This is a genomic window from Paenibacillus sp. PSB04, assembly GCF_025809195.1.
Lineage (GTDB): Bacteria > Bacillota > Bacilli > Paenibacillales > Paenibacillaceae > Paenibacillus_AQ > Paenibacillus_AQ favisporus.
The window spans coordinates 6,500,403-6,520,091 of record NZ_CP081301.1 but is presented as its reverse complement, the minus strand read 5'-3'; the positions used below and the strand labels follow the sequence as shown (position 1 = coordinate 6,520,091).

Genomic DNA, 19,689 nt, shown 5'->3' with positions numbered 1-19,689 from the left:
TTCGTCGTTATTTCAGCTTCAGAATGCCCGTTGTGTCAAGCAGCACGAGCAGCACCAGAATCGGCGCCACGTAGCGGAGCATGAACAGCCATACCCGGAACCATCCCGATTTGAGGCCGGCCGCTTCGGCAGCGCCTTTCCAGAAGTACCCGGCGAAAATGGTGGTGATCAGCCCGCCGACCGGCAGCAAAATGTTGGATGTAATGAAGTCGAGCCAGTCAAAGAAGTTTTTGCTGCCCATTTCCGACAGCCCCGGCACGATGCCGAAGGAGAGCGCAGACGGAAGGCCGATCAGCAGCACGAGCACGCTGATGATGACAACCGATTTCGTACGGCCCCACTTCCAGCGGTCCATCAGGTATGTTACCGGCACTTCCAGCAGCGATACCGCCGACGTCAAGGCGGCGATTGCCAGCAGGACGAAGAACAGCCCGCCGAAGAACGCACCAAACGGCATGGCCGAGAAGGCGGCCGGCAGGGCGATGAATACCAGACTTGGCCCGGAGTCGGGCTCGATCCCGAACGAAGCGGTCGTCGGGAAAATGATCAGCCCAGCAACGAACGCATAGATCAGGTCACCGACGCCGATGGCGATCGTGGCAGACCCCAGAGACTGGCGCTTGTCCACATAAGCACCATACGTAAGCAGGATGCCCATCCCCAACGAAAGGGAGAAAAAGGCATGTCCCAAAGCGACTAGCGCCGATTCCGGGGTCAGCTTGGAGAAGTCGGGATTCAAGAAAAACGATACGCCGTCACCCGCGCCAGGCAGGGATACGGCACGAATCATCAGGACGATGAGCAGGATGATCAATCCCGGGATCAGCACTTTGTTGAACTTTTCGATGCCGCCGGAAATCCCTTTGACTACGACAAAGCCGGTAATCAGGATGGCGACAGCCTGCCATACGATCGGCATGTAGCCGCCGATAAACGAATTGAACTGTCCTTTGAAATCCGGATTGCTGTACAGGTGTCCGCTGAAAGACTGCACGGCGTAATGCAGCGTCCAGCCTGCGACGATGACGTAGAAGGTCAGAATCAGAAATGGCGCGATGACCTGCAACAGGCCGAGACGGCCGAACACTTTGCTGCCGCCCGCTTTCACAAACGAAGTGGCCGCACTGCCTCTGCCTGCGCGTCCGATGGCAAGCTCAGCGAGCAAAACAGGTAAACCAATGACGATCAAGCACACGATAAAGAGCAGAAAGAAGGCTGCGCCGCCGTTTTGTCCGGTGATGTACGGAAATTTCCACATATTCCCGAGACCCACAGAGCTCCCGATGGCGGCCAGGATAAAGCCTGCGGATGAAAACTGGTCTTTTTTTCCTGATGCCGCTGGGTTTTTTGGTGGTGTAGTCATAGAAGTTCCCCCAGTTTATTTTTGAAAGTTCATTCTATTATAATTTAACGTCCCCGTAAAGGCATAGGAAATTTAATTTCACCCAATTAAAACAGCACGATTCCCGCAACGCCCGAGCATACGATGACGGTCACCGGATGCAGTTTGTATCTGGTGATCGCGATAAACGCCAGCACGCCGATCAGCAGCGTGGCGAAGGTCGTCCAGTGATAGATGGCTTCCGACGGATTGGGGAAACCGAAGTGGATGGCCGCATAGACGATAAGTCCGGTAATGATCGGCCGGAGGCCGTAAAAGGAGGATTTGACCCAGGGGTTAGCATTCATTCGATAAAAGAAAGCCGCAATCAGGATCACAATGAGCAGGGAAGGCAGAACGATGCCGGCGGTAGTGGTAACGGCTCCAGCCAGGCCCGCGGTCTGGTAACCGATCAGCGTCGCGCTGTTGGTGGCGATCGGGCCGGGCGACATGCCCGCAATCGATACCGTCCGCTGAAATTCCCCGGTGCTCAGCCACCCGTGCTGCTGTACTTCGTACTGGATCATCGGGATAACCGCATAACCGCCGCCGAAGGAGAGAAACCCGATTTTTAAAAATGAGACAAATAACTGCCAGAACAGCATGGGACGCCTCCTAGATGTAATATTCGATGACGGACTCGTTCTCCTCGCGTGCCCTCTCGGTGTGAACCGGAAGCCCCAGCCGCTTCTTCAGCCGGATGACGGTGATGCCGAGCACCAGCCCGACCGCTATCAGAACCATGGGGTTCAGTCCGGTCAGCAAAAGCAGGGCCAGGGAGCCTGCGGCGGTGATGACGGTCGTCCGGTCAAACAGCGCATTTTTGCCCATTTTGAACGCGGCCACTGCGATCAGTCCGATGACAGCGCCGTGAATGCCTTTGAAGGCGGCCTGGACTTTGGGCTCCTCGCGGAACATCGAGTAGAACACGCTCAGCAGAAAAACGATGATAAACGTAGGGAGCGTTATGCCCAACGTGGCCGCAAGGGCGCCGGGGATTTTGCCCAGCCGGTATCCCAGAAAAGCCGAAGCGTTCACGCCAACGCCGCCGGGCGCCGAGCCCGCGAGCGACATTAAATCGCTCATTTCCTGGCGGTCCATCCATTTGCGTTTATCGACGAATTCCTTCTCGATCATCGGCATCATGGCGTATCCGCCGCCAAATGTCGCCGGGCCGATTTTGAAGAAAATCCAAAACAATTGAAGAAGCAGGTACGCTTTCGATGTCTTGTCGGTTTGCACAACACGTCACCTCGAGTTAAATTCTGTCTGTATTATAACATCTTTTATCCAAAATGAAATTAACTTATTTAAAAATAGGCTGGAAGATATCGAAAGGGAAGGGAAGTGGGTAGTAACCGGGTATTGGGATATCGGCTGCAGAATGTTTGCTAGGCCATTGTAATGTCGAGGAATTTAGTGGGTTTTTTCTTATTTGTATCAAGTTTGAGAGAGGTTCCAAAAAAAGGATTTAAACCAAGCGAACTGCTCGACTTTATTTCATAATAGAATTAACTTAAGTTCAGCGAGTGAGCGTATACCAAAAAAACCTTAAAGGCCAGCGGCAGCTTCATGGTTTCTTGGGAGCATGCTTGTTTTTACATAAAACACTTCGGTAGACGTCACCGTAATCTCGACGATTTGCTTGGCTGTTTAATCCGGAGACTCCGGAAAATCTTCCTCAATCCAGCGGATGACAAGCCGGCCGCTGATTTTGACGAGTCATACTGGGATCGGCTGATCTCAGTAGATTTGACGGGCACAGCTTTGTGCATGAAGGATGGGCTTCAGCAGAAGCTCAAACAGGGGAACGACGATCCGCATCGGCACTGGATATACTTCCCGTTAATCGTTTCTAAATAAATCGGTCACTGGACAATTTAAATGCAGGTGCCATGGAAACCGGGGGACTCCCCTTTGGTTCGAGGCAGCCGGTACCCTGTACACTGTGAAGAATTGGGAAAGTGCTGTTTTTTTGAATACCCATAACTGAAAAAATCCTTTTCTTGCCGGTCAAAACACCAGTTTTTTGGGAAAAGTGTACGCCGGAACACCCAGATGTACCTGTTCAGAAAATGAGGAAGTCCCTATCATCAGCAGTATAGAAAGCGCTATCATTTCGTGTTCGATGGCCGGCCGTCTGTGGCGTCAGCGTCCTGGAAGCCAGCATCCGTCAAGCGGTCCGAAATAAGGTCATCCGTAAAACGCGAAGGCGCCTCTAAGTTATTCATGCTGGGAGGAGATGATGGAATTATGATGAAGCGGTTGGGAAGGAAGATGGGGCTTATCCTGCTGGTGATGCTGGTACTGGTGCAGACCGGATGGGCTGGACAAAAGCTGAACGTGGCCGAAGCGGCTAACAAGGAGCTGGCCCAAAAGCCGTATATGGGCTGGAGCAGCTACAGTATGCAGGTGTATGATTCTGCGGGCAGATGGACGTCGGCGGAGAGCATTAAGAAGCAGTCCGACGCGATGCGCGACAAGCTGCAGTCCCACGGATACAACTACATCAATATTGATGCGGGCTGGAACGGAGACATGGACGAATACGGCAGGCCGATTCCAAGCACGAAACTGTATCCGAACGGATTTCAGGAAGTCATCGATTACGTGCATCATAACGGGCAGAAAATCGGTATTTATCTGATTCCCGGCCTGTCGATTGATGCCTATAAGAAAGATCTCGAAGTTTATGGGACGGGCGGTGCCTGCCGGGTGCGCGACATTGCGGCACAGCCGCTCAAGATCGTCGATGCCTGGAACTCGTACACGTACAAAATCGACTTCACCAACCCGTGTGCGCAAAAGTATGTGGACTCCATTGCCGACATGCTCGGGGATTGGGGGATCGATTTCGTCAAATTCGACAGCGTCACCCCCGGATCGGGCAACAACAACCTGAACCTCGACTCCCGCGGGGACGTGAAGGCCTGGTCCGAGGCGCTGGCACGCCACGACATTTGGTTCGAGATCTCGTGGGCGCTGGACCACAACTACGTGGACTTTTGGAAAAAGTATGCCAACGGCTGGCGCATTCAATGGGATGTGGAAGCCTATGACAGCAATGTCGGGCTGACGCAGTGGGCCAATATCGCCCGCCTGTTCCCGGATGCGGCCGTATGGTGGAGGGACGCCGGGCCGGCCACCGGCTGGAACGACTTTGACTCCCTGAACGTCGGCAACGGCTCGATGGACGGCTTGACCAAAGACGAACGCCAGACGGCCATGACCTTCTGGGCGATATCGGCGGCGCCGCTCTATATCGGCAACGATATGACCCGGCTTGACGACTACGGGCTCAAGCTGCTGACCAACGACGAGGTGATCGCCGTCAATCAGGCGGGACGCCCGGCTCACCCGGTGTCGATGGACACCCAGCAGCAGGTGTGGTACGCCAACAACGGGGACGGCACTTACAGCGTCGCCTTGTTCAATCTGGGCAGCCGCAGTACTGAAGTCAAGGTCAACTGGAAGGACATCGGTCTGACCGGCTCGGCCAAGGTGAGGGACTTGTGGAGCCATACGGAGCTTGGAACCTTTAATGATGGATACGCAGCCGTATTGGAGCCGCATGCCTCCCGAATGTTCAAAGTAACGGCTGTCCAAGGAACGTCGGTGGTTAATGACGACGATACGGGCATCCGATATACCGGAGACTGGCAGCGGAACGGCGGCTATGAGCAGACGCCTGCCGTGCAAAATCTGGCTGTGACGATTAAAGACTCCGCATCCGTACAGGGTGTAGGGGCCGAGCAAAATAAAGGCGGCGTTCAGCCAGAGGCTGCAGGTGGAGCTCAACCGGAAGGAGCAGAGGCCGTTCAGCCGGAGGAAGCGGGTGACGGTCAGCAGGAACACGCAGGCGGTGTTCAGTTGGATGCAGCGAGTGATGTTCAACCGGATGGCGCCGGCCAATCCGCCGCCGAGCAGCCTGATGCAGCCGTGGGCAGCCAGACTTCTGACTCCGGCGAGGCGATTTCCAGCTCCTCGGACAAGAGCGAAGCAGTTGTCTCTGCTTCCGCAGAAGCGACGGTCACTCATTCGGTATATATCAACGATAATGATCCTGGAATTACATACAGCGGAAGCTGGTCGTCACAGGGAGACCGGCCGGCGGGGGACTACAAAGGGGATGTTCATTTTACCGAAACGGACGGTGACTACTTCGAGTATGCCTTTAACGGCAGCGGCATTGACCTGATTACGGAGAAGGACCCGGAGCAAGGGGATGTAGACGTCTACTTGGACGGAGGGGCTGATCCGGAAACGGTCAGCACGTATACGGAAGGCAGCAAGCAGGCGCAGCAGGTGGTGTACACCGTATCGGGACTTACGGAAGGTCCGCATACGATCAAGGCGGTCAAAAGAACGGGCACATACATGCTGCTGGACGCGCTGAAGGTGACGACAAGCCATCTGATCGACCCGGTGTCCGCCAGCTATGACAGGGAGAGCGGCAATCCGTCCGACCTTACCGTGAATCTGACACTGGGGAGCGGTTCGCTTACGGCCATTCAGAACGGCGCCGATGTGCTGAAGAACGGCAGCGATTATACGGTAAGCGGCGGCACGGTAACCATCAGCAAAGCTTATCTTGCCAAGCAGCCGGAGGGTCCGGCAGCACTGAGTTTTAGGTTTGAAGGCGGGGACAGCGAGGTGCTGAGCGTGGACATCCGCGGCAAAGCGGCGCAGAACAGCTCGATCAACCCGAAGGAGGCCAGCTTCGACAAAAGCGACGGCCAGCAGCAGGACTTGTCCGTGAAGCTGGGGCTTAACGGCAACACTTTGACGGCCGTCGAATACGAGGGGCAGCCTTTGACGGAGAATGAGTATGCCGTTGACCAGGACACGGTGACGATCAAAAAGGAATTTTTGGCGGGGCTGCCGGGTGGCGACATCACGCTCAAATTTATGTTCAGCGCTGGCGATCCCCAGACGCTGACCGTCCATTTGACCGGTGCGGAGACGGTGCGCTATACGACTCTGAACGATGACGATCCGGGTATCGTCTATCATGGAGCCTGGAACCGCAGTACCGGAAGGAATTTCGGTGACTACAAAGATGATGTGCACTATACGGAAGCCAACGGCGATTCCTTTGAGCATACGTTCCGGGGAACGGGTATCCAGTTCTTTACCGAGATCGACCCGTCGCAGGGAGACATGGATATTTACCTGGACGGCGAGTTTCAGAAAACCGTCAGCTCATACAGCGAGCAGCGCCAGCCGCAGCAGAAGCTGTACAGTGTGAGCGGGCTGAAGGAAGGGTTTCATACGCTGAAAGTTGTGAAGAAATCCGGCCGCTTCATGCTGGTGGATATGCTCAAGGTCGAAATCCCCGACTTGATCAGCCCGGTATCAGCCGTGTTCGATAAGTCCGCCGCGAACCAGAAGGATGTGGCGGTCACCTTGCTGCAGCAGCCGCAATTGTTCAGCGGCATAGCAAACGGGAAGAACCGGCTCGTCGAAGGAACCGATTATACGGTTGAAGGCAGCCGGGTGATTTTAAGCCAAGCTTATCTGGCCGCCCAGCCGGCCGGAACGCTGCAGCTGGCGTTCGCGTTCGATGGGGATTATCAGAACGACGTCCATTATACGGCAGCAAACGGTGATGAACTCGCCTATACGTTCAAAGGGACGGGCGTGGAGCTGGTGGGTCCCGTTGGACCGGCTCTGGGAGACATCGACGTGTACGTGGATGGCGTGCTGAAGAAGACCGTCAGCGCCCACAGCGATCAGCGCCTGGTATCACAGCCTTTATACCGTATTTCCGGTTTGACTGACGGAACACATACGTTGAGGGCGGTGAAAAAATCGGGCGATCTGATGCTCGTGGATCAGCTGAAATTCACCGTGCCTGCGGCGGGCACAGGCACGGGCCCGGTAGATCCCGGTACGCCAAATCCGCCAACAGGGCCGTCCGGTCCAACAGCACCTGGCCCGGGATCAAGCTCGGGGGGATCATCGTCAGGAGCGGCAGCGCCTCCGTCCACACCTGAACCCGGGGCTCAGGACGATACTCCGAATGAGCGGCATACCGCATATATTCAGGGATATCCGGACGGTACATTCCGGCCGGAGCAGCCGGTTACGCGCGCCGAGATGGCGGTCATTCTGTCCAAAGCGGCTCCGCAGGCAGCAGGCGATACGGCCGGCACGGCAGCCAGCACGTTTCGCGACGTGAAGGACGGCTTCTGGGCCGGGAAGGCTATCGCGGCCGTAACGGTGGCGGGCCTGATGAAGGGCTATGAAAACGGCACCTTCAAGCCGGATCAGGCCATCACGCGCGCCGAAATGGCCACGCTGGCCAGCCGGCTGAAGCCGGGTGCTTCCGCGGCGGGCAGCGGCTTCCGCGATACCGCGGGCCACTGGGCGGAGAGCGCTATCGCGAAGGCGCAGGGAGCCGGCATTCTGAACGGCTACCCGGACGGCACCTTCCGCCCGTCCAAGGCGCTGACGCGCGCGGAAGCGGTAACGGCACTGAACCGCGCGCTCGGCCGCGGGCCGCTCTATGGAACGGCCGCGCTGCTTTGGAGCGATGTGCCTGCTGCGTATTGGGCGTATAAGGATATCGCCGAAGCCTCGCTGGATCATCCGGTGAAGGCAAGAAAAGCAGGCGGGGAAGAGTGGGCAGGGGAGACGGTTAAGCAGCCGTAAAAATACATCATCCAGGGGTCTGAATCCCAGATCCCTTGGAAAATGATCTGTTGAATGCAGCAGGCCGCCGAAGCACCGGCGGCCTGCATGTTGTATACGATCCTGAAAAAATACTGGACTACTCGTTCCAGTTCGTATATACTTGTGCTCAAAGGGAGGTGGCGCCGATGGGACGCACCAAAGAATTTGACCGGGATCAAGTGCTCCGCAAAGCTATGACGGTGTTCTGGAAGAAAGGTTACGAAGCGACAAGCATACCGGATTTGCTGGAAGCGATGGGTCTTAGCCGTTCCAGTTTGTATGAAACGTTCCAGGATAAGCAGTCCCTGTATTACGAGGCGATCCAGCACTACAAAAAGTTGTCGCAAAGAAAGCGGGATGTGTTAATCGCCGCTCCTACCGCCATTGAGGGCATCCGGCAGTATTTCGAGATTCATATCACGAGCGCTTTTGCCGTGCAGGACGAAGTCCTTCCCAATGGGTGCATGATTACGAACGCAGCCCTGAGTTTCGACGCCATGGACGAACCGCTGCAGAACATGGTCAAGAATAGCTTTGATGAACTGGAACGGCTGTTTTACGAAAAATTAAAGAGAGGGCAGGAGACCGGAGAAATTTCTCCCGACAAAGACATTCGTCTCTTATCGTTCATGCTGCTCAATCTCAACCACAGCGTTAACGTGGTGGCGAAAATTCAGCAGGACAGCACGAAGGCGCGGGAGATGATCGAAATGGTGCTGGGCATGCTGTAACGAAGCCTCCGCTTCCTGATCGGCAACAAAAACTTCCGCTAGCGGTGCGACTTCTGCGAAGAAACGTCGGCAGGCATTTTTTTAGCTATATCGGAACGACTGTTCCGAAAAATGAATTTCTGAGAAAAAATATTTTTTGTTAAAAAACATAGGCGGACTGTTCCTAAACTGGAACGATTGTTCCGAAAAAGGGATGCCTTACAAACAAAGGAGAAATGTTATGAGTACCATCGCAAAAGAAAAGCCTCAGGCCGCTGCCGTTTCATCCTGGATCAACCTGATCCTCGCCGTCGCTTGCGGCATCATCGCTGCCAACCTGTATTATGCCCAGCCTCTCGTAGGATCGATCAGCTCAGCCCTGGGATTATCCTCCGGGGCGGCGGGATTGATCGTCACCTTAACTCAAATCGGTTACGGAATCGGCCTGTTATTGATCGTGCCCTTAGGAGATTTGCTCGAAAACCGCAAGCTCGTGGTCACCCTGCTGATCTTTAACGTGGTCGTGCTTCTCATCGCTGCTGAAGTCCGTAGTGCGGCTTTGTTTCTTGCGGCATCGCTGTTTATCGGCGTGGGGTCCGTTGCCGCCCAGATCCTGGTTCCGTACGCAGCTCATCTGTCTCCTGAGGAAACGCGGGGGCGCAATGTGGGGAATGTCATGAGCGGCCTGCTCCTTGGCATCATGCTCGCCCGTCCGGCTGCCAGCTTGGTGGAAGACTTCCTTGGATGGCACGCCATCTTTATTCTGTCCGCCGTTCTGATTCTCGTGCTTGCGCTGGTGCTGGCCAAGGCGCTTCCGGCAAGACGTCCGCAAACATCCATCAGCTACCCGGAGATCCTTTCATCGATGCTGAAGCTGCTGAAAACGACGCCGATTTTGCGGCGCAGAGCACTTTACCACGCGTTTCTGTTTGCTTCCTTCAGCCTGTTTTGGACAACGGTACCTATGCTGCTGGTCAGCCCGGCATTTCATTTTTCCCAGACAGGGGTCGCCCTGTTCGCCTTGGTAGGGGTAGCCGGAGCAGCGGCTGCGCCGGTTGCCGGCCGCCTTGCCGATAAAGGGTGGATCCGTCCCGGTACAGGGATCGCCCTTGGACTCGCGGTCGTTTCCATGCTCCTGCCTATTGTGATCCATGGCGGTTCCCTGCTATCGATCATCAGCCTGGTCGTGGCCGCCATTGTATTGGATATGGCCGTTTCCGCCAATCTGGTGCTCGGGCAGCGCTCTATTTTTGCACTGGGTGCAGAGCTTCGCAGCCGGCTGAACGGCTTGTTCATGGCTATCTTTTTCGCCGGCGGGGCTATTGGTTCCGCAGTAGGCGGATGGGCGTATGCACAAGGCGGATGGGAAGCGGCCATATGGCTTGGCGTTCTGTTTCCGGTGCTGGCTTTGCTCTACTTCTTAACGGAGAAAAAAGAAGCGAGATAACAAGTTTGGTATCATCCGGAAGATCGCTGTTAGATTTCTCAAAAAAGCAACCGTACAAGGGGAATGACCCCGTTTAAGGCAGGGATCAAAACACCTTTCACGTTTAAGCAGCCAGTCGTCGATCATGAATCGGCGACTGGCTATTTAGTTTCGCTTTTATACCTCCCTGTGAGAAATGCCCTATCCTACTGCCTATTTCTCGGACAACTGAATGTTAATCTCAGCCTCTGGCGACGCCGGCGTGGCGAGAAGCTGCTGTCCTTCAGGCCAGTGATAATGAACCGTTTCCGTTACAGGATCGATTTCGACGGTATAAAGCGTGCCGAAATGATTCGAAAACTTGCGATGATACAACGGCTCTTTATGAAAATCCTGAGGCGATACGGCACCGCCCATTCTGAGGAGATGGTCGAACCGCTCCACGGTCCGGTGTTCGTCGTGCGCGGAATCTTGAACTTGGCTCTGATGATTTGTGCAGCAAATGAGACCGTCAGCTGCGCTCACGCCTTCCGGCGAAGTGTAGACGACGCTGAAACGGCCCTTCCGATCCAAAAGCGAGATGTTTTGAACAAGCCGATGGGGGATCGAGTTCAGACGTTCCACTGCCTCAGGAACCGTTGCCGAAGTGGCCAAGAGATAGCGGACAATGAGCGGAATGCTGAAACCGTTACCTACCGTGAAGTCCCCGCCAAATGTAATGGCCGCTGCGAGACCGTGATGGTTCAGGCCGTCGAGATAGCCCCAGCCGCCTTCGGCGGAACCCATGATCCACCCTCCATCAGGCAATGGCTCGTAACGGAATACGCCGCTGAACCCGTCCAAGCTGAAGTCGTAATTTCGGATTAAAGTAGGATGGCCTAATCGGTGGGATATCGAGTTGCTGCAGCCGGAGAAGAAGGGAGGGAGGTTATACATAGCAAGCAGCTGAGCTTCGCCGGGACGGTCTGGTGAAACGGACAGCAAGGCCTCGTACTCGGGGAGCAGTTCGGGCATGAAATGACGGAGAGCAAGCCGTACTTTCTCGGGATCCATGGGGTTCTGGGGACGGAACGCCTCCATATTCCAGTGCTGGGCGATATGGGAAGCCCATACCGCAGGATGCGATGCAAGGGCAGGCAGCCGCTTAAACCAAAACGGTTTCGTTTCATTTACCATCTCTGAGTCTCCTTTTCATGAATCAAGTTTGAAGAATCCTTCACCTGCTACGTTAACGCAATCGAGTCCGTTCCGCCTGTTCATTTGTGCGGTCTTTGGATAGCCCAGCAGCCGATAGGATCAAATGAATGGCTTTCATCAAAAAAAAGCCCGGCTGCTGTACTGCGAAGCGCCGGACTGCGGATATTCGTGGGATGTAAGCGGATTGGTTCTTCGATTGAGGCATTTAAGGAAACAGCCTGCTTTCTTAACTCGTTCTTGTACCATGCTGCCTGGGAGCTTGGATTACCGGGCAGCGTGCGTCGACTCCCGGAACAGCGGCTTGGTCTGGATATGCGTGACCTGGTAAGGCTGCTCCGGCTCCTTAATCCGGGAGAGCAGCATATTGGCCGCGGTGATGCCCATCTCGTCACTATAGATGTGCACGGTCGTCAAACGAGGCTCGACAATGCGCGACTCGGGCGCATCGTCGAATCCGGCCACGACGATTTTCTCCGGAATGGCGATCTGACGGTTCTTCAAAGCCTTCATCACGTTGACTGCGATAAAGTCATTCGCGCATACAAAGCCCGAGGGCGTGTCTGGCATCTTGTCCAGCCGCTGCTCCATCCAGTCGGATTCCGAGAAAAATTCGCGGTCCGGTTCCAGGACGCACTGGCTGCGGTCCAGCGGAATACCTGCTTCCGCAAGGGCCCGGTTAAATCCGGCCCAGCGCTCGTTGAAGCTTTTACAGTGGTTGTAGTCGCCGATAAAACCGAGCGAGCCGCAGCCGTCCTCGATAAGCCGTTTGGTCATGAAATAGGTGCTGTGTTCGTTTTCCATCAGAAGCAGGTCGGCTTCAAGGTCGGGATAAGACATGTCCGCCGCGCAGTCAATGAATATGGTCGGGAGCCCCAGGCTCGTGATGAGCTTGGTGTATTCCATGTCGAACAGTTCGATGCAGATGATACCGTCCACCTTGGACGCTTCAAAATTGTTCGGAAGCTGGAGGGAGCTTCGCTCGATGTCCCTTACGATATGGATAGACAAATTGTAGCCTTCGCCGCTGATGCGTTTCTCCAGTCCGCTGATCAGCTTGGCCCCGAAATGCGACATGCTGGGCATGTTTTGCGTCAGCAGGGCGATATTGCCGGGGTTTTTCGGCATCAGGCTTTCGGTTTCCATATATGCGAACTGCTTGTACTTCAGCTCGATTGCTTTCTTGATCACCCGGTTGCGGGTCTCGCCCGGTATGCTGTCGCTGCCGTTCAGCGCTTTAGACGCCGTGTTCCGGGAAATGCCCAGCGCATCGGCGATATCTTGAATGGTGACTTTCTCTTTCCCCATGTATTCGATGTTCACCTCTAACGATTATTAGTACGGAAGCAAGTTCCTCCTCATAAACCTGCATGCATTCGATCTCAGGTATCCTATGACCAATGTATACCAGATTGCTTCAAATAGCAATGTTAACTTTACAAATGCACAAATATATAATGCCTTCATTTTGCAAAATGACATGCAACACAGATGGATGACTTTACATAGGCAATTATTATACAAACAGCAGAATCCGCACCGGCAGACCACGCTTTGAAAAGATATAGTTGGTCCCTAAATGGACGGAAAAAGTGACATTTTAGCAAAATAATGAACCTCTATGAACAAATTATATTGGTCAATTGCACAAATAAATATTTACAAAAGTTATTGACGAACATTACATCGTCTGCTAAATTGTAAAAGCAGCGATACGGTGCAGGTGCTAATGTAAGCCCTTACGGTATGCGGCGTGTAAACTTTTTGTGCAAAGAACGGAGGTCACGGTTTTGGAAAATACGGTAGAAGTGGATCCAAGGGCGGCGGCAGTGAGGAGGAAGAGCTCTGCGGGGCGGGTGCTGCAGACGGTCAGAAAGCATTATTTTCTGTACGTGCTGCTGGCTCCGGCGCTTATTCTGACCCTGATTTTCAAATATGTCCCGATGTACGGGGCGATTATCGCCTTTAAGGATTTCAGCCCGATCAAGGGCATCATGGGCAGCGAATGGGCCGGACTGAAGCATTTTGAGAAGTTTCTCTCCTCGCCTAATTTCGACGTGATATTTATGAATACGCTTAAACTCAGTTTCTTCGGCCTGATTTTCAGCTTTCCCGTGCCGATCCTGCTGGCGCTCATGCTCAATCAGGTCCGGAGGGCGGGGGTGAAGAAGAACGTTCAGCTGTTTCTGTACGCGCCGAACTTCATTTCTGCGGTTGTCATCGTGGGTATGCTGTTCATCTTTTTGTCCCCGACGGGACCGGTCAACCATCTGTTGACATGGATCACGGGAGAGCCGCTGATGTTTATGTCCGAGCCGAAATATTTCCGCTGGATCTACATCCTCTCCGACATCTGGCAGGGCGCCGGCTGGGCATCGATCATTTACGTGGCTGCTCTGGCGAACGTCGACCCGGAGCTGCACAATGCGGCAAGCCTGGACGGGGCGAACCTGCTCCAGCGCATCCGCCACATCGACCTGCCGACGATCCGGCCGATCATGGCCATCGTGTTCATTTTGGCGGCGGGAGGCATCATGTCGATCGGGTTTGAAAAAGCGTACCTGATGCAGACCTCGATGAACCTTCCGGCTTCCGAGATCATCGCCACCTACGTGTACAAGGTCGGTTTGCAGTCCGGCGACTATGCGTATTCCGCGGCGGTCGGCCTGTTCAACTCGGTGATCAACGTCGTGCTGCTGCTCACGGTCAACTTTATCGTCAAGAGGCTTAATGAGGGCGAAGGACTTTATTAGGAAGGAGCTTATCAACTATGGCTGTTAAACATTCGCCGTTCGACCGGTTTCTGCTGATTCTGAACGGCCTGTTCCTGACGGTGGCGGTGCTGCTGATCGTCGTGCCGCTCGTTTACGTCGTCGTGGCGTCATTTATGGATCCGACCGTGCTGCTGAATCAGGGCCTGTCGTTTCGCATTTCGGACTGGAGCCTGGAGGGCTACCGGAAAATATTGTCCAACCCGGCTATGCTGCGGGGCTTCGGCAATTCCGTATTTTACTCCGCTGCATTTGCCCTCGTTACCGTGACTGTATCGGTATGCGCAGGCTATGCCTTGTCTGATTCGCGGCTGGCGGGCCGGAAAATTTTTATGACGCTGTTTGTGATCACGATGTTTTTCGGCGGGGGCCTGATTCCTACATATCTGCTGGTCAAGCAGCTTGGCATGCTGGATACGGTGTGGGCCATCATCATTCCGGGTGCGGTCAATGTCTGGAACATCATCCTGTCCCGGACCTTTTTCAAAGGCGTGCCGAATGAGCTGAGGGAGGCGGCCAACGTCGACGGCGCGACGGAGGCGGGCATTTTTTTCCGGATCGTGCTGCCGCTCTCCAAACCGATTATTTTTGTGCTGGCTCTCTATGCTTTTGTCGGGCAGTGGAATTCCTATTTCGACGCGATGATTTACCTCGAGGATGCGAAGCTTCATCCGCTGCAGCTCGTGCTGCGCTCGATCCTGATCCAGAACCAGGCGGCGCCGGGCATGATCAGCGACCAGCTGGCGATGAACGAGCTCAAGCGGCTCTCGGAAATGATCAAATACTCGGCGATCGTCATTTCCAGTCTGCCGCTGCTCGTCATGTATCCGTTTTTCCAAAAGTATTTCGAAAAAGGTGTGATGGTCGGTTCCCTGAAATAGGGACGGCCTGAACATACATGGCACTGATCCATTCTAATCCTGTGGAGGTCATAACGATGAACAAAAAGAGAAATCGCAAGGCTGCTGCCATGACGGCATCCGTTTCAGCGCTCGCGGCGCTGATGCTGCTGTCCGGCTGCGGAGGAAGCGGCGGAGACGCCAAGGAGTCGCCTGACGGGAAAGTCACCCTCAATTTTCTGACGCAGAGCTCGCCGCTGGCACCCGCGGACCCGAACGACAAGCTCATCAATAAGCGGCTGGAAGAGAAGACCGGCATTCATATCAATTGGAAAAATTACACGAACGACGTTTTTGCGGAGAAAAGAAACCTGGCCGTGGCGAGCGGCGATCTGCCGGATGCAATCTTTGACGCCGGGTATGGCGACTATGATTTGCTGAAGCTGGCCAAGGACGGGGTGATCATTCCCCTCGACGATCTGATCGAGCAGCATATGCCGAACTTCAAAAAGGTGCTGGAGCAGGCGCCGGAATATAAAAAGATGATCACCGCGCCTGACGGCCACATCTATTCTTTCCCTTGGATTGAAGAGCTGGGCTCCGGCAAGGAACGGATTCAGTCCGTGGACGACCTGCCGTGGATCAATATGGAGTGGCTGAAAAAGCTGGGGCTGTCCATGCCGAAGACCACCGAGGAGCTGAAGAAGGTGCTGATCGCCTTCAAAACGCAGGACCCGAACGGCAACGGCAAGGCGGACGAAATTCCGCTCTCCTTTATCAATAAGCCGGGCGGGGAAGATCTGGCCTTCCTGTACGGTTCTTTCGGCCTCGGGGAGAACTGGGACCACACCGTCGTGACCGATGACGGCAAGGTTGTCTTCACTGCGGCGGAAGAAGGTTATAAGGAAGCGATCAAGTACATTCACGAGCTGTACCAGGAGGGGCTGATCGATATCGAGTCCTTCCAGCAGGACTGGAACACCTATTTGGCGAAAGGCAAGGATAACCGGTACGGACTGTATTTTACATGGGATAAGGCCAACATCACTGGCATGAACGATACGTATGACGTGATGCCTCCGCTGGCAGGACCAAGCGGCGAAGTCAATGTGACCCGCACGAACGGCATCGGCCTGGACCGCGGGCGCATGGTCATCACAAGCAGCAACAAACATTTGGAGGAGACGGCCAAATGGGTCGATCAGCTCTACGATCCGCTGCAGTCCGTTCAGGATAACTGGGGGACGTACGGGGATCAGACACAGCAGAACATTTTCGAATTCGACGAAGCCAAGGGCATGCTGAAGCATCTGCCGCTGGAAGGCACAGCCCCTGTGGAACTGCGGCAAAAGACGAGCATCGCCGGTCCGCTGGCCATCCTCGACGAGTACTACGGCAAATACACGACGATGCCGGACGACGCGGCATGGCGACTTAAACTGCTGAAGGACGTGATGGTGCCGCACATGAAGGCGAAAAATACGTATCCGAACGTCTTTTTCTCCATCGATGAGCTGGACCGGCTGTCCACCATCCAGACCGACATGTTCGCCTATCTCGAGCGGAAGCGCACCGAGTGGTACCAGAACGGCAAAGTCGATCAGGAGTGGGATGCCTACCTCAAAGAGCTGAACCGGCTGGGGCTGCAGGATTGGCTGAAGATCAAGCAGGCGGGGTATGACCGCAGCGCGCAATAAAGGTTGAATAAAACATCAAAAACAACATATCCGCACTTGCTTGGCGCATAAACGTTAGCAGTGCAGAATCCGGATGCGGCCGCCAGATGCCTTTGGGCAAAAATGCGGCCGGGTCCGCAGCAAATAAAACATGTAATTCAAAGGAGCACAGCTGATGTCCACATTCATTTCGCACAACTACCGCGGGGGGTATCACTTTTCCCCGAAAGAGCACTGGATGAACGACCCCAACGGAATGGTCTATTTCCAGGGGGAATACCACCTGTTTTACCAGCATCATCCCTTCGGGAACACCTGGGGACCGATGCATTGGGGACACGCAGTCAGCCGGGACCTGGTTGTCTGGGAAGAACTCCCGATCGCCTTGGCGCCGGACGAGTTTGGCACGATTTTCTCCGGCAGCGCCGTGGTCGACTGGAACGACACGACCGGCTTTTTCGGTGGGGAGCCGGGGCTTGTCGCCATTTTTACGCAGCATGCCGAAGGACCGGAGGGCGAAGCGCCGGTGCAGCGCCAGAGCCTGGCATACAGCACGGATGCGGGACGGACCTGGACGAAGTATGCCGGCAACCCGGTGCTGTCGCATGACACCTTCGTGGACTTCCGCGATCCGAAAGTATTCTGGCATGAGGCTTCCTCACAGTGGGTGATGATTGTTGCCTGCGGCCAGACCGTCTGTCTGTACCGTTCGCCGAACCTGATCGACTGGACGCTGTCCAGCGAATTCGGGGAAGGCATCGGCAGCCATGACGGCGTGTGGGAGTGTCCCGACCTGTTTCCGCTGCCGGTGGACGGGGACCCGGGCCTGACGAAGTGGGTGATGCTCGTCAGCATCGGCGACCATCCGGAGTTGGCGGAGGGGTCGCGCACGCAATATTTTACCGGAGACTTCGATGGGGAACGCTTTACGCCGGATGCCGTATCGCAGACCCGCGTGAGATGGATCGATTATGGCCGGGACAACTACGCCGGCGTCAGCTGGTCGGACGTGCCGGCCGAGGACGGCAGGCGCCTGTTCGTCGGCTGGATGAGCAACTGGAAATATGCCAATCAGACGCCGACCGGCGTGTGGCGGGGCGCGATGACCGTGCCGCGGGAGCTCAAGCTGGAGCTGCGCCACGGTTCGGCCGAGCTGATCCAGCAGCCCGCCCGGGAATTGGAGGGATACCGCAAGGAGCTTCTGTCCCTGAAGCGGGTAACGGCCGCTCAGGCCTCCGCGCAGCTGGCCGATTTACAGCTGGAGAGCGGAGAGATTCGGATTCGCTTAGAATCCGGCCAATCGCTGGAGCTGAAGGTGCGGGCAGGCCGCGGTCAGGAGACGGTGATCGGTTACAGCGGAGCGGCCGGTGAAGTCTATATAGACCGGACCCGGGCGGGAGCGGCAGACTTTCATCCGCTGTTTGCCGGCAGGCATGCGGCCGTTCTCAATGCGGCGGACGGAACGGTGGAACTGCGAATCCTGATCGACCGGTCTTCGGTAGAGGTGTTCGCGGGCGGCGGCCGTGCGGTTCTCACCGACCTGATCTATCCGGATCAGGCATCCACCGGATTGTCCCTCAAGGCAGACGATGAGGAAGCGCTCGTCGAATCGCTCGACATTTACGATCTTTCTATTTAAATAACAACCTTATAAATAAGTACTTTTAAATACGAAGCTTGATCCAATGGAGAATCCTAATCCATCGACCGATAAAAATTTGAAAAGAGAGGCACATCATCATGCGCATCGGAGCCATTGAAGCGGGCGGAACGAAATTCGTCTGCGGCATCGGAAACGAACACGGGCAAATCAGCGAGAGCATCAGCTTTCCGACGGGACGGCCTGAGGAAACGATGCCCCGGGTCATCGCTTATTTCAAAGATCGCCAGCCGGAAGCGATCGGGATCGGATCGTTTGGCCCGATCGACCTTCACCCCGGCAGCCCGGGGTATGGAAGCATCACGACCACCCCTAAGCCGGGATGGGCGCATTATCCCTTGCTCGCGGAGATGAAGCGGCACTTCGACGTCCCTTATGGATGGGACACGGACGTGAATGCCGCCGCCTGCGGCGAGGCGCTGTGGGGAGCGGCCTGCGGGCTGGGCAGCTGCGCGTACTTCACGATCGGCACCGGCGTCGGTGTCGGCGTGTATGCCGGCGGCCGGCCCGTTCACGGGCTCGTCCACCCGGAAGGCGGGCATATTCCGGTCCGCCGTCATCCGGAGGACGGCTTCCCGGGGGCGTGCCCGTATCACGGGGACTGCCTGGAGGGGATGGCCGCCGGGCCGGCGCTGGAAGCGCGGTGGGGAGTGAAGGGGCCGCAGTTGCCCGCGGATCACGCGGCCTGGACCTTCGAGGCGTATTATGTCGCCCAGGCGGTCACGGCGGCGGTCCTGATGCTCTCGCCGGAGAAGGTCATCCTGGGCGGGGGCGTCATGCAGCAGCCGCAGCTCTTCCCGCTGATCCGCCAAGAGGTTCAGCGGAGCCTGAACGGCTACGTGGACGCCCTGGAGCTCACGGACGGAATCGATGGTTACATCGTTCCGCCCGGACTCGGCGGCCAAGCCGGATTATACGGCGCACTTGCGCTGGGGCTTCAGGCGCTGGAGGCATCCGGTCAGAAGGTGTAGGAGCCTGCAGCAAAACTTTGGTTCAATCCCGCCTTCGTTTGGGAGCAGCCAGCCGCAGTACAGGCCGGCTGCCCGAAAGCGGGCGACGGTACTAACGGTATACATATCGTGTTGAGCCGAATTAGGCTGGGAGGAACAACTGAGATGATGCTGGACAGGGTTTGGAGAGACAGGGACAAGCCAAGAACAAGCCAAGAACAAGCCAAGAACAAGCCAAGGGCTAACCTTGAATTTACTCGGCATATCCTGTTCGGTTTCTCTCTAACCTAAGTCCAGCCTAGCTCAGTTCAGACATCGTTCATATTCGATTTGAGTGCATTGCACTGTTTGTTTATAAGGAAAACGCCTGTTTAACGCCGCATTGTGTAAGCGTTTACAATAAGTTT

At 55.5% G+C, this 19,689-nt stretch carries 13 protein-coding genes; 8 read left to right on the top strand and 5 right to left on the bottom strand.

Features of this window, described 5'->3' with window-relative positions; translation table 11 throughout:
* Positions 1–7 precede the first annotated feature (7 nt).
* The 3 genes from K2F33_RS30000 to K2F33_RS29990 form a co-directional block, all read right to left on the bottom strand.
* The gene (locus tag K2F33_RS30000) at positions 8–1,363 is read right to left on the bottom strand and encodes a sodium-dependent transporter (protein WP_263880338.1); all 1,356 of its coding nucleotides are present in this window, start codon (positions 1,361–1,363) and stop codon (positions 8–10) included.
* 86 nt (positions 1,364–1,449) lie between these two features.
* On the bottom strand, positions 1,450–1,986 hold the full coding sequence (locus tag K2F33_RS29995) for a chromate transporter (protein WP_263880337.1): 537 nt from the start codon (positions 1,984–1,986) through the stop codon (positions 1,450–1,452).
* A gap of 10 nt (positions 1,987–1,996) precedes the next feature.
* Entirely contained in the window at positions 1,997–2,623 is a 627-nt protein-coding gene (locus tag K2F33_RS29990) for a chromate transporter (protein WP_076168687.1), read from the bottom strand.
* Positions 2,624–3,634: 1,011 nt separating this feature from the next.
* Between K2F33_RS29990 and K2F33_RS29985 the strand changes: the two genes are divergently transcribed.
* The 3 genes from K2F33_RS29985 (at position 3,635) to K2F33_RS29975 (ending at position 10,213) form a co-directional block, all read left to right on the top strand.
* Complete coding sequence (locus K2F33_RS29985; RefSeq protein ID WP_263880336.1) at positions 3,635–8,035, top strand: X2-like carbohydrate binding domain-containing protein; 4,401 nt, start codon at positions 3,635–3,637, stop codon at positions 8,033–8,035.
* 167 nt (positions 8,036–8,202) lie between these two features.
* Positions 8,203–8,787: a TetR/AcrR family transcriptional regulator gene (locus tag K2F33_RS29980; RefSeq protein ID WP_163877267.1), complete on the top strand. Its 585-nt coding sequence runs from the start codon at positions 8,203–8,205 to the stop codon at positions 8,785–8,787.
* A 220-nt stretch (positions 8,788–9,007) separates the two neighbouring features.
* A complete protein-coding gene (locus K2F33_RS29975; protein ID WP_263880335.1) occupies positions 9,008–10,213 on the top strand; it encodes an MFS transporter in 1,206 nt (401 codons plus the stop codon).
* Positions 10,214–10,405: 192 nt separating this feature from the next.
* On the opposite strand, the gene K2F33_RS29970 is transcribed toward K2F33_RS29975, so the two are convergent.
* Both K2F33_RS29970 and K2F33_RS29965 read right to left on the bottom strand, forming a co-directional pair.
* The gene (locus tag K2F33_RS29970) at positions 10,406–11,368 is read right to left on the bottom strand and encodes a C45 family autoproteolytic acyltransferase/hydrolase (protein WP_263880334.1); all 963 of its coding nucleotides are present in this window, start codon (positions 11,366–11,368) and stop codon (positions 10,406–10,408) included.
* A 285-nt stretch (positions 11,369–11,653) separates the two neighbouring features.
* On the bottom strand, positions 11,654–12,694 hold the full coding sequence (locus tag K2F33_RS29965; protein WP_263880333.1) for a LacI family DNA-binding transcriptional regulator: 1,041 nt from the start codon (positions 12,692–12,694) through the stop codon (positions 11,654–11,656).
* A 521-nt stretch (positions 12,695–13,215) separates the two neighbouring features.
* On the opposite strand from K2F33_RS29965, the gene K2F33_RS29960 reads away from it, so the two are divergent.
* From K2F33_RS29960 to K2F33_RS29940, 5 genes are all read left to right on the top strand, one after another.
* The gene (locus tag K2F33_RS29960; RefSeq protein WP_256993119.1) at positions 13,216–14,139 is read left to right on the top strand and encodes an ABC transporter permease; all 924 of its coding nucleotides are present in this window, start codon (positions 13,216–13,218) and stop codon (positions 14,137–14,139) included.
* A 17-nt stretch (positions 14,140–14,156) separates the two neighbouring features.
* Positions 14,157–15,038: a carbohydrate ABC transporter permease gene (locus K2F33_RS29955; protein ID WP_076168655.1), complete on the top strand. Its 882-nt coding sequence runs from the start codon at positions 14,157–14,159 to the stop codon at positions 15,036–15,038.
* A 56-nt stretch (positions 15,039–15,094) separates the two neighbouring features.
* On the top strand, positions 15,095–16,693 hold the full coding sequence (locus K2F33_RS29950; RefSeq protein ID WP_263880332.1) for an ABC transporter substrate-binding protein: 1,599 nt from the start codon (positions 15,095–15,097) through the stop codon (positions 16,691–16,693).
* 154 nt (positions 16,694–16,847) lie between these two features.
* Positions 16,848–18,311 carry a glycoside hydrolase family 32 protein gene (locus K2F33_RS29945; protein WP_263880331.1) on the top strand — a complete coding sequence of 488 codons (1,464 nt, stop codon included), beginning with the start codon at positions 16,848–16,850 and terminating at the stop codon, positions 18,309–18,311.
* A 101-nt stretch (positions 18,312–18,412) separates the two neighbouring features.
* The gene (locus K2F33_RS29940) at positions 18,413–19,303 is read left to right on the top strand and encodes an ROK family protein (RefSeq protein WP_263880330.1); all 891 of its coding nucleotides are present in this window, start codon (positions 18,413–18,415) and stop codon (positions 19,301–19,303) included.
* The last annotated feature ends 386 nt before the right edge of the window (positions 19,304–19,689 follow it).

Excerpts from the sequence above, each read along its gene's own strand:
- K2F33_RS29945 (WP_263880331.1), top strand. The coding sequence starts at position 16,848 with ATGTCCACATTCATTTCGCACAACTACCGCGGGGGGTATCACTTTTCC.
- K2F33_RS29955 (WP_076168655.1), top strand. The coding sequence starts at position 14,157 with ATGGCTGTTAAACATTCGCCGTTCGACCGGTTTCTGCTGATTCTGAAC.
- K2F33_RS29995 (WP_263880337.1), bottom strand. The coding sequence starts at position 1,986 with ATGCTGTTCTGGCAGTTATTTGTCTCATTTTTAAAAATCGGGTTTCTC.
- K2F33_RS29950 (WP_263880332.1), top strand. The coding sequence starts at position 15,095 with ATGAACAAAAAGAGAAATCGCAAGGCTGCTGCCATGACGGCATCCGTT.
- K2F33_RS29980 (WP_163877267.1), top strand. The coding sequence starts at position 8,203 with ATGGGACGCACCAAAGAATTTGACCGGGATCAAGTGCTCCGCAAAGCT.
- K2F33_RS29975 (WP_263880335.1), top strand. The coding sequence starts at position 9,008 with ATGAGTACCATCGCAAAAGAAAAGCCTCAGGCCGCTGCCGTTTCATCC.
- K2F33_RS29965 (WP_263880333.1), bottom strand. The coding sequence starts at position 12,694 with ATGGGGAAAGAGAAAGTCACCATTCAAGATATCGCCGATGCGCTGGGC.
- K2F33_RS30000 (WP_263880338.1), bottom strand. The coding sequence starts at position 1,363 with ATGACTACACCACCAAAAAACCCAGCGGCATCAGGAAAAAAAGACCAG.
- K2F33_RS29940 (WP_263880330.1), top strand. The coding sequence starts at position 18,413 with ATGCGCATCGGAGCCATTGAAGCGGGCGGAACGAAATTCGTCTGCGGC.
- K2F33_RS29970 (WP_263880334.1), bottom strand. The coding sequence starts at position 11,368 with ATGGTAAATGAAACGAAACCGTTTTGGTTTAAGCGGCTGCCTGCCCTT.
- K2F33_RS29985 (WP_263880336.1), top strand. The coding sequence starts at position 3,635 with ATGATGAAGCGGTTGGGAAGGAAGATGGGGCTTATCCTGCTGGTGATG.